Source organism: Mesorhizobium waitakense (genome assembly GCF_056431085.1).
On sequence record NZ_JBWKME010000050.1, the window covers coordinates 1 to 13,501 of the forward strand.

Genomic DNA, 13,501 nt, shown 5'->3' on the forward strand with positions numbered 1-13,501 from the left:
ACTACTTCGAAAACTCAGGCTATGACCGAAATTAATCTCATCCCGCTCTAGATGGCCGCCAGAGAAGAATTTCCAAATAGCCTCTCAGATCATCTGGAATATTCCGGTGGTCTTGAACCGGAGATAGGCCTCGATGCTGCGCGTCATATTGGGCAGCATTTCGGGCAAGTCGTCGGGCGCGAACCAGCCGACGGCACTGCTCTCGTCATCGGTGACGGCCGGCTCGCCTTCAAAGGAGCGCGTGTAGAACATCAGCGCGAAAAACTGGGCGCGATCGCCATTCGGAAACTGGAAGGTTTCATAGTGCGGGTCACAGCCGAACCCGAACGGCTCGACATCGCTGACGATCAACCCGGTTTCCTCGAGTACCTCCCGGACCACCACGGTCTCCAGGCCCTCGCCTTCCTCGGCATTGCCGCCAGGCAGGCCCCACAAGCCAAAATCAGTTCGTTTCTGCAACAGGATGCTGCCGTCGGCGCGTTCGATGACGATGCGAGCGCCCGGCATCAGCACCAGACGATCCCCGATCAGCGCCCGCAATTGTCCCAGATAGCTGTCGGCAAAGGCCATTCAAACGCTCCCCGCAGCTAGCGAAACCGTTGCGCGAGCAATACCTCAGCCTTCCGGCTTGACCACGTCGACCGGACTGATGTCGAGCAGGTCGAGCGTGCGCCGGAGCAGCCGCACCTCGCTCTCGGCCAATTGCGAATCCGCCTTGGCGATCTCGGCCATATGGCGGGCCAGTTGCTTGCGCCGCTCGAGGTCTAGATCGCGGAACAGCGCGATGGCCTGCGAGCCGTTGGTCTCGTAGCCGAACTCGTTGAGATATTCGATGACGCTGTCGATGCTCGTTTCGGCAATGCCGAAGGCGTCCTTGCAAATGCGTCGGAAGGCAACCATCTCGCTCTCGCTGACCGACCCGTCGGCCAGGATCATGCGGAACAGCATCAAGAGTTCCGCCGACAGGACCGGATCGTCCGCCACCTTGCGCACGCCCGGGTCGCCGTCGAAGATCGAGCGTATCTGGTCCAGCAATGCGAATGCCATCAGGAGCCCCTTTCCGATTCAGATGCGTCGCATGATTTCACCCAAGCGCGACGCGCTTGAATAGGGGTAGCGCGGAATCGGCCTTGCGCAAACAGGGCCGTCGTGGTCGAACGCCCGATATCTCAGCCGACCGGACATTTCCATACAACAAATGATCGACCTCACCACCCAGACCGTCGCCATGCTGGCGTTCGCCGGCTTTGCCGCGGGCTTTGTCGACTCGATCGCCGGCGGCGGCGGATTGATCACCATTCCCGCACTGCTTCTCGCCGGTTTCTCACCGATCGAAACGCTTGGAACCAACAAACTGCAAGGCATGTTCGGCTCTGGCTCGGCCACAATGCATTATGCCGCGAATGGCCATGTCGACCTGCGACGACAGCTGCCGTCAGCCTTGCTGGCGGTTGCCGGCGGCACTGCCGGTGCCTTGCTAGCAACGATTGTGCCGGGCGATATTCTACGCGCCTCGCTGCCCCTTCTGCTGATCGCCATCGCATTTTATTTCGCCATAAAACCCAACATGGGTGATGTCGACCGTGCCGAGCGGCTGTCACCGTTCCTGTTCGGGTTGACTGTCGCGCCCGCAATCGGCTTCTACGACGGCCTGTTTGGACCCGGCGCCGGCTCCTTTTACATGCTGGCCTTCGTCGCACTCGCCGGTTTCGGCGTGCTCAAGGCGACCGCGCATACCAAGCTGCTCAATTTCGCCTCCAACATCGGCGGCTTCATCGTCTTCGCCGCGGTCGGCGTCGTCTACTGGAAGATCGGTTTGATGATGGGCGTTGCCCAATTCCTCGGCGCTCGCGTCGGCGCCAGCCTGGCCATGCGCATCGGTGCAAGACTGATCAAGCCGCTGCTGGTGGTCGTCTGCCTTGCGCTGGCCGTGAAGCTCTTGGCCGACCCGGCGAACCCGCTGCGTGTCATGATTGGTGTGTGAACACCCGCCCTGATAGAATGCCGCTGTTCGAATCATGTTGCGAGGAGCCAGACATGAATCTTAGCGCACCCACCCAAATTGTTTTCATCATTGCAGTTGTTATCGCCATCATCGGTGTTCTCGCCGCGCTTGGCGTTCTTGCGTTCATTCCAATCGCATCGGTGTGGATTGTTCTTATTGCCTTCATCGTGCTTGCCGGCGGCTGCTTGATGCGCGGCGCCTGACCAGTTTCCCTTGAAGTGGGGACCTGGAGCGCCCGGCCAAAAGCCGGGCGCTTTTGATTCTGGCCTGGGGTCTGCTAGATTTGCCTCGGCGGAAGGATGGCCGATGCCAGTCGAGACGCAGCACCGGAAGGAACAGGACCGCTCCATTGCTGGGCGGTTCGAGATGCGCCGGCGCCTGCCCAGTCCTGCACTTGAAGGCATCGTCACCGACATCTGCGGCTATCGCGAAACGGCGCCAGGCCATTTCCACAATGTCGAATATGCATCGCTGACCGTGCCGCTGGTGATCAGCTTTGCCGAGCCCTTCGCCATCGGCCTCGGCAAGACGCCGGGCGACAATGACCGCTTCGCCAGTTTCGCCGCCGGCCTTTTTGCCGGACCGGTGGTGATCGAATCCTTCGGCGGCGCCTGCTGCGTCCAGGTCAACTTCACGCCGCTCGGCGCACGCCGGTTTTTCAAGCAGCCGATGAGCGAACTGACCGACAGCATGGTCGTGCTCGACGACGTGCTTGGCGGCGAAGGCATGGCGCTGCGCGAGCGGCTTGGCAACGCGCCGGACTGGGCGGCGCGTTTCGACATCGCCGAAGCCTTCGTCGCGGCCCGTCTCAAGAATGCCGCCGAAACCCCGCTCGAAATCGCTTGGGCCTATGACCGCATCATCACCTCTGGCGGCCGGACCCGCATTTCGGTGCTTGCCGAAAAGCTGGGCCGGAGCCGCAAGCATCTCGCCAGCGGCTTTTCCGATGCGATCGGTATCGGCCCCAAGACGCTGTCGCGCATCGTGCGCTTCAACCGGGCGCTCGGCCTGTCAAGGCAGCAGACCGTCGACTGGGCGGATATCGCCGCCGATTGCGGCTATGCCGACCAGGCGCATCTGGTACGCGAATTCCGCGACCTTGCCGGCGAGACGCCGACCGCACTTGCCAGGTAACATTTCTTCAAGACGCTGGAACGGCCTTCGACCAGAGTGATGCATGTCGCCCAAAAGTGCGCAGCGGTTTTGGGCATGCACAATCAAGGTTCATCGACCAACCCAAGTGAAGGAGTTCCCATGCCCACCATCACGGAAGCGCCGCGCCTCTACCCCGCCCTGCGCTACAAGAACGCGGCAAAAATGATCGACTGGCTGTGCGAAGCCTTCGGCTTCAGCGTCCGTGCCCGCTATGGCGAAGGCGATGTCGTGCACCATGCCGAACTGGTTTTCGGCTCGTCGATGATCATGCTGGGCACGGTGCGCGACGACGACTACGGCAAGATGGTCGGCGAGCCCGGCTTAGGCGGCGGCAAGTCGATCTACATTGCGGTCGACGATGCCGATGCCGCCTATGCCAAAGCCAGGAAGGCCGGTGCCACGATCATCCAGGAATTGACCAACCGCGACTATGGCAGCCGCGAGTTCATCTGCCGCGATCCCGAAGGCAGTGTCTGGTCGTTCGGCACCTACTGGCCGAAGGCTGGCGACAAGGCATAGGCAAGGTCTAGCGCGCCAGCGCGAAAATCGCATCGCAGTCGAGATGGATTTCCAGCTCGGCTGCGACCTCGTCCAGCGCCCGCTCGACTTCGGCCCGATAATCGATGCCGCCACCCTTGATGCCGAGGCTTTCAAGGAATTTCCCGCGAAAGCCGTCGGCGCCGAACAGGCCATGCATATAGGTGCCGATCACCTTGCCGTCGGCGGAGACAGCGCCATCCTCGACACCATTGATGATCGCCGACGGTCGCATGGTGTCCGGACCCGTGGTGTGGCCAAGGTGAATCTCGTAGCCCTCGAGCGGCAGATCGAATTGTACCGAGCGGGCACTGACATTGCGCACCGTCTTCTCCGGTTCCATCACCGTCTCGACGTCGAGCAGGCCAAGCCCTTCGGCTTCGGTTACGCTGCCTTCGATGCCGTCCGGGTCGTGCACCGAGCGGCCAAGCATCTGGAAGCCGCCGCAAATGCCAACGACATGGCCGCCCCGCTTGCGGTGGGCAAGAAGGTCCCGGTCCCAGCCGTTCTCGCGGAATTTCAGGAGATCGCCGATCGTCGACTTGGAGCCGGGAATGACCACCAGCCCGGCATCGGCCGGCAACGGCCTTCCGGGCGGCACGAACACCACCTCGACCTGCGGTTCGGCCTTGAGCGGATCGAGATCGTCGAAATTGGCGATGCGGCCAAGCATCGGCACGGCCACCTTCAGCGCGCGCGTCTCGCCGGACGCCAGCCGTTCCAGCACCATCGAATCCTCCGAAGGCAGCCGCGCTGCCGCCTTCAGCCACGGCACCACGCCAAAACACCGCCAGCCGGTAAATTTCTCGATCGACCTTATGCCATCGTCGAACAGCGAGACGTCGCCGCGAAACTTGTTGATGAGGTAGCCGACGATCATGCGCCGGTCCTCTTCCGGCAGGATCAGATGCGTGCCGGCCACCGAGGCGATGACGCCGCCGCGATCGATATCGCCGACCAGCACCACTGGCACGTTGGCCCGCGTCGCAAAGCCCATATTGGCAATGTCGCGGCTGCGCAGGTTGATCTCGGCCGGCGAACCGGCACCCTCTACGATGACCAGGTCGGCGCCCTCGCCGACCTTGTTCCAGGAGTCCAGCACGGCGTCCATCAGTTGGCCCTTCAGTGCTTGATAGTCGCGTGCCCGCGCTTCGCCAAACACCTTGCCCTGCACGATGACCTGCGCGCCGACATCGGTCTGCGGCTTGAGCAGCACCGGGTTCATGTGGACCGACGGCGCCACACCGCAGGCGATCGCCTGCAGCCATTGCGCGCGGCCGATCTCGCCGCCGCCGGCCTTGTTGTCGCCGGGAATGTCGGCGACCGCAGCGTTGTTCGACATGTTCTGCGGCTTGAAGGGCCTCACCTTCAGCCCACGCTTTTTTGCTGCCCGGCAAAGGCCGGCGACCAGCACCGTCTTGCCGACATCCGAACCCGTGCCTTGCAGCATGATCGCCTTGGCCATCAGCCCCTGCCCTGCGCCACGGTTCCGGTGATCGTGGATTTTGCAGCCAGTGGCCCGCCGCGCCAGATGTAGAGCGCCAGCAATGGCACTATGCCGGTGCGCATGGCGTGGTTGACGTTGGAAGCGTGGTGGACGACCTCGCCGGCCACGCGCCGGCGAAACCCGCTCTCACCCATCCGCCACTCAGTGCCGCCGGTCAGCGGGATGTAGATCTCCTCGGCAACATGATGATGGTCGGGATAGACGATATCGGGGCCAAGAATCAGCAGGCCGGCCGCAACCTGGTCATTGGCGAAGTGGCCACGGGTGCCGAACACTTCGAGCCAGCCGTAATTGTCGATGAATGCCTCACCGAAATCCGCCTTGCTATAGGTCTGCCCCCAGCGGAGATCATTCCGACGTTCCGCAAGCAATCGCACCAGCGGCTTGGCATCGGGCGGCGCCAGTTCGGCGGCGCGATCGAGGTGGCGCAGGCAGCCAAGCGGATGCGGCTCCAGCGCGCGGGCTGGCATGTCCCAGGCGATCCCCGCCACGGCGTCGCGCACCAGGGCGTCGTCCACGGAAGCGAGATAGGCGTGGAACTGTTCCAGCAGTTCATCGAATTTTGTCGCCACGTCTCGCTCCGAACATGCATTGGTGCACAGCCGCTCCGTGGGAGGTCGGGTTGCGCGGCGGCATCATTGGTCTAGATTGGTGCGCGCGCAAAGCCAAAAACAACAGGCCAGCGAGCTTAAGATGTGTTGAGATTCAGGTCAGGCCGAGCCGAAAACGGCGGTTTTCGAGAACCGGAGCGGAGCGTACTTAAAGTACGTGAGCACCGGAAGCGCAGGAAACCGACGTTTGCAGGCCGGCATCACCTGAATATCAACATATCTTAGCTGGCCAGCACATAGGGAGCACGCCATGGACGCCGCGGTCGATGCGAGCACCAGCCAGTTCGAACTCAACGAGGAACAGCGCGCCATCCAGGAGATGGCGCAGGCCTTCGCCGCCGACCGCGTCGCGCCGAACGCACTCGATTGGGACCGCAGGAAACACTTCCCCGCCGACGTGATCCGCGAGACTGGGCCGCTGGGCCTCGGCGGCATCTATGTCCGAGACGATGTCGGCGGCTCCGCGCTCGGCCGGCTCGACGCGGTGCTGATCTTCGAGGCGCTCTCGCATGCCGATCCGGCCTTTTCGTCGTTCATCTCGATCCACAACATGGTCGCCTCGATGATCGACCGTTTCGGCAATGACGAGCAGCGCCAGCGCTTTCTGCCGAAACTCACGTCGATGGAGTGGCTGGCGAGCTACTGCCTGACCGAACCGGGCTCCGGATCGGATGCCGCGGCGCTGAAGACGCGCGCGGTGAAGAGCGGCGCCGACTATGTCCTGAACGGCACCAAGCAGTTCATCTCGGGCGCCGGCGACAGCGATGTCTACGCCGTCATGGTGCGCACCGGCGCCGATGGGCCGAAAGGCATTTCCACCATCGTCGTCCCCAAGGACGCGCCCGGCCTCTCCTTCGGCGCCAACGAGCACAAGATGGGCTGGCATATGCAGTCGACCCGCCAGGTCATCTTCGAGGACTGCAAGGTGCCGGCGGAAAACCTTTTGTCGGGCGAAGGCGCCGGCTTCGGCATCGCCATGGCCGGGCTCGACGGCGGTCGGCTGAACATCGCCGCCTGTTCGCTGGGCGGCGCGCAATCGGCGCTAGACAAGGCGCTGTCCTACGCCGCCGAGCGCAAGGCGTTCGGCTCCAGGATCAACCAGTTCCAGGCGCTGCAGTTCAGGCTGGCCGATATGGAGACCGAACTGCAGGCGGCGCGCATTTTTCTATACGCCGCCGCCTCGAAGCTCGACCGCAAGGCGCCGGACGCCGGCAAATGGTCGGCGATGGCCAAGCGATTCGTCACCGACACCGGCTTCACCGTGGCCAACGATGCGTTGCAGCTGCTCGGCGGCTACGGCTACCTGCACGATTATGGCATCGAGAAGCTGGTGCGAGACCTGCGCGTCCACCAGATCCTCGAAGGCACCAACGAGATCATGCGCGTCATCATTGCGCGAGCCCTGATCGGCCGCTGACGCCAGAAGAACCTGGGAGACAGACAATGACGACGATCGCCTTCATCGGCCTCGGCAACATGGGCAATCCAATGGCGGCCAATCTGGTCAAGGCCGGGCATGCCGTGCATGGCTTCGACCTGATGCCGGAGAATCTTACGGTCGCCCGCGAGCATGGCGTCGTCATCATGGCCAATGCACCGGCCGCGGTGAAGGACGCCGACGCGGTGATCACCATGCTGCCGGCCGGCAAGCATGTGCTCTCGGTCTATGAAGACATTGCTCCCAAGGCCAAAAAGGGCGCGCTGTTCATTGATTCCTCGACCATCGATGTCGAATCGGCCCGCAAGGTGCATGCCGTCGCCACCAAGCACGGCCTGCTGTCCATCGACGCACCGGTATCGGGCGGCACCGGCGGTGCGGCGGCCGGCACGCTGACCTTCATGGCCGGTGGCTCCGACAATGCCTTCGCCGCCGCCGAGCCGATCCTGAAGCCGATGGCCGGGCGCATCGTCCATTGCGGCGGCGGCGGCGCCGGACAGGCCGCCAAGATCTGCAACAACATGATCCTCGGCATTTCGATGATCGGCGTCGCCGAGGCCTTCGTGCTGGCGGAAAAGCTCGGCCTCTCCCACCAGGCGCTGTTCGACGTCGCCTCGACTTCGTCCGGCCAGTGCTGGTCGCTAACCACCTACTGCCCGGTGCCCGGCCCTGTGCCGACCTCGCCCGCCAACCGCGACTACAAGCCGGGCTTTGCCGCCGCTCTGATGCTGAAGGACCTGAAGCTGGCGCAGGAGGCAGCGCAAGGTTCCGGCGCGGTGACCCCGCTTGGTGCTGAGGCAGCTCAGCTCTATGCGCTGTTCAACGCCCAGGGGCATGCAGGCGCCGATTTTTCCGGAATCATTAATTTTCTGCGCGGAGCCAATCCATAAGCTCCTAATATAACTGGGTTTTTGCGTATCTTGAGAGAAACCGGTCAAATTTAGGTTTGCTTAAGCTCTCGATAACCCCCCGGTAACGATGTTTCTGTAAAACGGAATGCGAGGCGGACATGTCGCATCCGCCCGGCGCTCCGGATCAGGTCTCGCGTACCGGAGCCCGTAAGTTTCGCCAAGTGTTTGCGTAGCGAAACGCCATGCGTATCTGGCAAAGCCGCGTTCCCGATGGAGCGCGGTTTTTGCATTTCCGCCCGGTTTCATCAGTGCAGCCTGTTTTATATACCGATTGCCGCATTCGGGATCGCGACATGATCTTCATTGATCAGCACCATCGGTGCATCGGCTCCCTCGACCCTGACGACCAGCAGGCGCAGGCTCCACGTGCCTGCTGTCCGGACAGCGGTCGAGAAGGCGGTGCCCTTGCCCTTGGCGCCATGGACCGGAATGCTGAACTGGGCATCGCCCGCCCCATTCGCATTGACATTGAGATGGCCACCGACCCAGAAACTCTCGGTCAGGTCATCACCGAGGGCGGCCTTGACGCGGTCGTCGGCGCGAAGCTTGTCCATGGTCATGTGATAGGCATCGCTGCCCTTCAGGACGTAAGGAATGCCGCCGACCATCGCTGCACAGCCGCCGATGCCGACCACCCAGATGACAAGGCCGGCGATCGCCCAGTTGCGTTGCGTCTTGCGGAACTGTTCCGCGTCGCGCCAGGCGCAGTTCTGCCAGGCCCAGCGGCTGCCGCGCGCACCCAGTACGATGATCATGACGATGTTGACGACAGGGATCAGTGCCAGCAGCGCGATGAAGGTGCTGTTGCCGATACCCCAGATCCAGTTGAGGAAGAAGGCGCCCCAGTTCCAGCGGTCAAGTTCGGCCGGAATTTCGGCGGGCTGGTTGAGCGGCTGTCCGGCCATGATGTTCCCCCATCGGCAGATGTGCTTGATGGGTTCTAGCGTATGACCTCGAAAAACGGGAATCGGTTTTTCCGGAGCGGCCTTTCTTTGTCAGGCCTTGTTGGAAAGCCGGCGAAAATTCGCCTTCACCGTACGGCTTGCCGGCTTCAGCGCGGCGCTGATCGACCGTTCCGCGGCGACGCCGTTAAACAACGAGGGCGTGCGGCCGGCAAGGATTTCCGGCCAGAACCGCGATGCCGACTGCAGGAAGGACATTTGCGCCGCAAACGCCCCTTCGGCCATCGCCACGGTCTTCTCGTTCACCGCGCGCGCCGTCTCCGTGCCCCATGGCTTGCTGCTCCCAGCATCCAGCGCCATCAACGGCAGCCGCATCAGCGCCACCATCGGCGCCAGCATCAGGTCACCGCCGATGCTGGCTGCATCTTGCAGCCGTCGGGTCTTGCCGGTCTTTTTCATGGAAACAGTCCCCTTGTCGCAGCCACGTCGGCTGCTGACCCGCACACTAAGCGCTGAGGGTGAAATTCGTTCCCCAACGAAATGTTTCTCGAAGCCGGGCATTCCCATCGAGAACGCCCGGTCGAGGTACCGATCCCTACCGCTTGCGCAGATCCGCCTGCGCCAGGTCCAGCGCCTTTGAGATGCGCTCGCAAGCCATGTCGATCGTGTCACGGGTCCAGATCAGCGGCGGCGACAGGATCATCGTGTCGCCGGTGGCGCGCAGCATCATGCCATGCGCGATCGCATGGTCGCGCACGGTCACCGCCGCACTTCCCGACGGCAGGAACCGCTCCTTGGTGGCCTGGTCCTTGACGATTTCGATCGCGCCCATCAGCCCGATCGAGCGCACCTCGCCGACCAGATCATGCCCGGCAATGCGCTCCTGCAACGCCTTGGCGAAATACGGCCCGGTATCGTTCCTGACGCGATCGACCAGTCCTTCCCGCTCGATGATCTCGAGGTTCTTCAGCGCCACGGCACAGGCCACCGGATGACCGGAATAGGTATAGCCGTGATTGAACTCGCCGCCCTTCCCGACCAGGGTCGCGGCGATGCGGTCGCCGACCAGCAATGCCGACAGCGGCTGGTAGCCCGAGGTCAGTGCCTTGGCCGTGGTGATGGTGTCCGGCTCGATGCCGAGCGTTTGTGATGCGAACCATTCACCGGTGCGGCCGTAGCCGGTAATGACCTCGTCCAGCATCAGCAGGACATCGTATTTGCGGCAGATGCGCTGCACTTCCGGCCAGTAGCTGACCGGCGGTATCTTGACGCCGCCTGCCCCCATCACCGGCTCGCCGATGAAGGCCGCAACCTTGTCGGCACCGGCTTCGAGGATCGCATCCTCGACGGCCTTGGCCGCCCGCAGGCCGAAATCATGATCACTCTCGCCCGGCAGTGCCAGTTCATAGGCATAAGGCATCATCACATGGACGATGTTGGGCACCGCGCCGCCGAGCTGCTTGTGCATGGCATCCATGCCGCCAAGCGAGGTGCCGGCGACGGTCGAGCCGTGATAAGCCATCTTGCGCGAGATGATGCGGTTCTTCTCCGGCTTGCCTTCCAGCACCCAGTAGTGGCGGACAAGGCGCAGCGCCGTGTCGTTGGCTTCCGAACCGGACGAGCCGTAGAACACCTGGTTGACGTGCTTCGGCGCGATCTCCGCCAGCTTCTTGGACAACAGCACCGGTGTCGGCGTCGAGCACTTGAAGAAGGAGTTGTAGTAGGGCAGCTCCTTCATCTGCGCGTAGGCGGCCTCGGCCAGCTCGTCGCGGCCATAGCCGATGTTGACGCACCACAGCCCGGCCATGCCGTCGAGGATCTCAGTCCCCTCGGAATCGTAGATGAACGGCCCGTTGGCATGGGTGATGATGCGCGAGCCGGCTTCGCGCAATTCCTTATGGTCGGTGAACGGGTGGAGATGGTGCGCGGCGTCGATCTGCTGAAGCTGCTTCAGCGAATAATTCTGATAGGTCATTGATCTGATCTTTCCTCTGGATTCTATCCGGCCGTGCCGGGAGCGAATGCGTCAGAGGCAAGCAGGTGGTGAATAACCGATGCGGGCGCACAGCCGCAAAAGCTCGGCGCGCAGCGTGCGCGGTGACGGTGTCACCGCGACCCGGAATGCGCGAGCCCCAAATCCGGGAGCCAATGTCCTGACGAGAGCCATGGACGGCACCTTAGAGCAATTCCGGGAAAAGTGTGAAGCGGTTTTCCCGGGAAAAGCGCGTAGCGCTTTCCCCAGGGATTGCGTCAAAACAAAGAGCGAGCAAAGGGCGGTCGAGGCGAACCACCCTTTGCGTTTGCAGCGCCGGGACTCCGGCTCATGCGTTGCCGCTCAGCGCCCTTTGTAGGAACACATATTTCATCGCCGTCTGCGCCGCCTGCGGCCGGCGGTCGCCGCGGCCGCCATGTCCGCCCTCGGTCTCCTCGAAGAACAGCGTTCGGGCATGGCCGGCTTCCTGCAGGCGGGCCGCCATCTTGCGCGCATGACCGGGATGGACGCGGTCGTCCGCGGTCGAGGTGGTCAGCAGCACCGGAGGATAGGTGGCATCGGCCGCGACATGCTGGTAGGGCGAATAGGACGAAAGCCACTTCGCATCTTCCGGTTTCGACGGATCGCCATATTCGGCCATCCAGGAGGCACCGGGCGGCAATTCGGTGTAGCGCAGCATGTCAAGCAGCGGCACCTCGATGATCACGGCACCGAAAAACTCGGGATGCTGCGTCATGGAAACGCCGGTCAGCAAGCCGCCGTTCGAGCCGCCCTGGATGCCGAGCGAAGCCGCCGTGGCAATCCCGCGCTTGACGACGTCCTGCGCGACCGCGGCGAAATCGTCGAAGGCGTTCTGGCGGTTGCCCTTGAGCGCCGCCTGATGCCAGGCCGGGCCGAACTCGCCGCCGCCGCGAATGCAGGCTTGGACATAGGCATTGCCCCTTTCCAGCCAGAGCCTGCCGCGCACGCCGGCATAGCTTGGCAGAAGCGGGACTTCGAAACCACCATAGCCATAAAGCAGCGTCGGCACCGGACCCTTCTGGTCGTGCCGCCGGACGACGAAGTACGGGATCATCGTGCCGTCCTTCGAGCGCGCCTCGAACTGCTCCGAGATCAGCGGCGACGCATCGAAGCGGGCCGGCTGCGACTTCACGGTGGCGAGCGTCTCGCCATCGTCGTCCGACCAGATGATCGAACTCGGTGTCAGGAAGTCGGTGAAGGAGAAGGAAACGCTGGAGCCGAAATGCTCGGCGTGGCTGATGCCGACATTGCCATTCTCGGGCAGTGCCACGGGCTTCTGCGACCAGCCGCCATCCTTGCGCTCGCAGACAACGACCTTGCCGCGCACATTGTCCATCAGGTTGATGAACAGGCGGTCCTGCGTGCGGGCAATGCCGGCAATCGACACGTGATACGCCGGCTCCAGCAAGGTCTCCACCGGGCCGAGCGTGCCGGTTTCTACCCAGTGTGCCAAATCCAGCGAATAGAGGCCGTCAGGCTTGCACGAGGTGCCATCCGGCGCCGTCCACGGGCTGCGCACGCCGAAGACGAGCTGGTCCCTGAAGATCGCCGTATCGGTCACGTCGTCAGGCAGCGGCAGACGTTTGTTCTCGCCGGGAGGCAACCGCAAGAAGATATGCGAGGCGAAGAAATCGAGTGTCCGGGCCAAGATCAGATAACGTCTGTCGCCGTCGAACTCGACGCCAGCGCCAACCGCGAGATCCTCCTTCCGCCCATCGAAGATCGGTGTCGCGTCTTCCAGTTTGGTGCCGCGCTTCCACAGTTTGACCACGCGCGGATAACCGGATTGCGTCTTGTCCTCCTCCTCGAAAGCCGCCGAGACGATGACGGTGTCCTTGTCCAGCCAGCCGAAGCCCGACTTGGAAGCGGGTGCGCGAAATCCGCCCTCGACAAAGGATTTGGTCGCGATGTCGAATTCGCGCATCTCGCTGGCGTCACCGCCATCCGGCGACATCGAGACAAGGCAGAGGTTGAAGTCCGGATGGAGCCGGCTGGCGCCGCTGAACACCCACTTGATTCCGTCCTTGGCCGCTAGCTGGTCGAAGTCGACGATCGTTTCCCAGTCTGGCTTCTCGGTCTTGTAGGAAGCGACCGTCGTGCGGCGCCACAGGCCGAGCACATTGGTCTTGTCCTGCCAGAAATTGTAGACATGGCCGGCAATCGCGGCACCGACCGCGATATTGTCCTCGGCAGTCATCAGGTCGAGCGCGGTCTGGAACGACGCCTGATAGGACGGATCGCCCTGCAATTCACCGACCGTTACCTCGTTCTGACCATGCACCCAGTCGAGCGACTGCTTGGCTGTCCTGTCCTCCAGCCAGAGAAAGGGATCTTCGGTCGAAGGGGTAGAATTTGGCAGGGTCTGTGTGGTCGACTTGGTCATAGGGTCTCCGGTAAACTCATCAAGGCTCGGTGTCGCAC

At 62.8% G+C, this 13,501-nt stretch carries 14 protein-coding genes; 6 read left to right on the forward strand and 8 right to left on the reverse strand.

What is annotated here, in order from left to right; all coding sequences use genetic code 11:
- Positions 1-84: 84 nt before the first annotated feature.
- Positions 85-570: an NUDIX domain-containing protein gene (locus tag AC07FD_RS11285; RefSeq protein ID WP_478349913.1), complete on the reverse strand. Its 486-nt coding sequence runs from the start codon at positions 568-570 to the stop codon at positions 85-87.
- Positions 571-615: 45 nt separating this feature from the next.
- Complete coding sequence (locus AC07FD_RS11290; protein ID WP_095087434.1) at positions 616-1,047, reverse strand: TerB family tellurite resistance protein; 432 nt, start codon at positions 1,045-1,047, stop codon at positions 616-618.
- Positions 1,048-1,198: 151 nt separating this feature from the next.
- Here AC07FD_RS11290 and AC07FD_RS11295 point away from each other — a divergent pair, with 151 nt between their 5' ends.
- From AC07FD_RS11295 to AC07FD_RS11310, 4 genes are all read left to right on the forward strand, one after another.
- Positions 1,199-1,984, forward strand: a complete 786-nt coding sequence (locus AC07FD_RS11295; protein ID WP_095087432.1) for a TSUP family transporter — start codon at positions 1,199-1,201, stop codon at positions 1,982-1,984.
- A gap of 53 nt (positions 1,985-2,037) precedes the next feature.
- Positions 2,038-2,208 carry a hypothetical protein gene (locus AC07FD_RS11300; protein ID WP_457154742.1) on the forward strand — a complete coding sequence of 57 codons (171 nt, stop codon included), beginning with the start codon at positions 2,038-2,040 and terminating at the stop codon, positions 2,206-2,208.
- Between the two features lie 103 nt (positions 2,209-2,311).
- Positions 2,312-3,139 carry a helix-turn-helix domain-containing protein gene (locus AC07FD_RS11305; RefSeq protein ID WP_478349914.1) on the forward strand — a complete coding sequence of 276 codons (828 nt, stop codon included), beginning with the start codon at positions 2,312-2,314 and terminating at the stop codon, positions 3,137-3,139.
- A gap of 120 nt (positions 3,140-3,259) precedes the next feature.
- Entirely contained in the window at positions 3,260-3,679 is a 420-nt protein-coding gene (locus tag AC07FD_RS11310) for a VOC family protein (protein ID WP_478349915.1), read from the forward strand.
- Between the two features lie 7 nt (positions 3,680-3,686).
- On the opposite strand, the gene AC07FD_RS11315 is transcribed toward AC07FD_RS11310, so the two are convergent.
- Both AC07FD_RS11315 and AC07FD_RS11320 read right to left on the reverse strand, forming a co-directional pair.
- Positions 3,687-5,162, reverse strand: coding sequence for a cobyric acid synthase (locus AC07FD_RS11315; RefSeq protein WP_478349916.1), 1,476 nt, complete (start codon positions 5,160-5,162; stop codon positions 3,687-3,689).
- The gene (locus tag AC07FD_RS11320) at positions 5,162-5,776 is read right to left on the reverse strand and encodes a dimethylsulfonioproprionate lyase family protein (protein ID WP_478349917.1); all 615 of its coding nucleotides are present in this window, start codon (positions 5,774-5,776) and stop codon (positions 5,162-5,164) included. Before AC07FD_RS11320 ends, AC07FD_RS11315 begins: the two co-directional genes overlap by 1 nt.
- A gap of 289 nt (positions 5,777-6,065) precedes the next feature.
- Here AC07FD_RS11320 and AC07FD_RS11325 point away from each other — a divergent pair, with 289 nt between their 5' ends.
- On the forward strand, positions 6,066-7,232 hold the full coding sequence (locus AC07FD_RS11325) for an isobutyryl-CoA dehydrogenase (RefSeq protein ID WP_478349918.1): 1,167 nt from the start codon (positions 6,066-6,068) through the stop codon (positions 7,230-7,232).
- A gap of 26 nt (positions 7,233-7,258) precedes the next feature.
- Positions 7,259-8,143: a 3-hydroxyisobutyrate dehydrogenase gene (gene mmsB / locus AC07FD_RS11330; RefSeq protein WP_478349919.1), complete on the forward strand. Its 885-nt coding sequence runs from the start codon at positions 7,259-7,261 to the stop codon at positions 8,141-8,143.
- 281 nt (positions 8,144-8,424) lie between these two features.
- On the opposite strand, the gene AC07FD_RS11335 is transcribed toward mmsB, so the two are convergent.
- The 4 genes from AC07FD_RS11335 to AC07FD_RS11350 form a co-directional block, all read right to left on the reverse strand.
- Positions 8,425-9,069 (reverse strand): cytochrome c oxidase assembly factor Coa1 family protein, encoded by a 645-nt coding sequence (locus tag AC07FD_RS11335; RefSeq protein WP_478349920.1) that lies wholly within the window; start codon positions 9,067-9,069, stop codon positions 8,425-8,427.
- 90 nt (positions 9,070-9,159) lie between these two features.
- A complete protein-coding gene (locus tag AC07FD_RS11340) occupies positions 9,160-9,525 on the reverse strand; it encodes a hypothetical protein (RefSeq protein ID WP_478349921.1) in 366 nt (121 codons plus the stop codon).
- A 136-nt stretch (positions 9,526-9,661) separates the two neighbouring features.
- On the reverse strand, positions 9,662-11,041 hold the full coding sequence (locus AC07FD_RS11345) for an aspartate aminotransferase family protein (protein WP_478349922.1): 1,380 nt from the start codon (positions 11,039-11,041) through the stop codon (positions 9,662-9,664).
- Positions 11,042-11,387: 346 nt separating this feature from the next.
- Positions 11,388-13,463: a prolyl oligopeptidase family serine peptidase gene (locus tag AC07FD_RS11350; RefSeq protein ID WP_478349923.1), complete on the reverse strand. Its 2,076-nt coding sequence runs from the start codon at positions 13,461-13,463 to the stop codon at positions 11,388-11,390.
- Positions 13,464-13,501 lie beyond the last annotated feature (38 nt).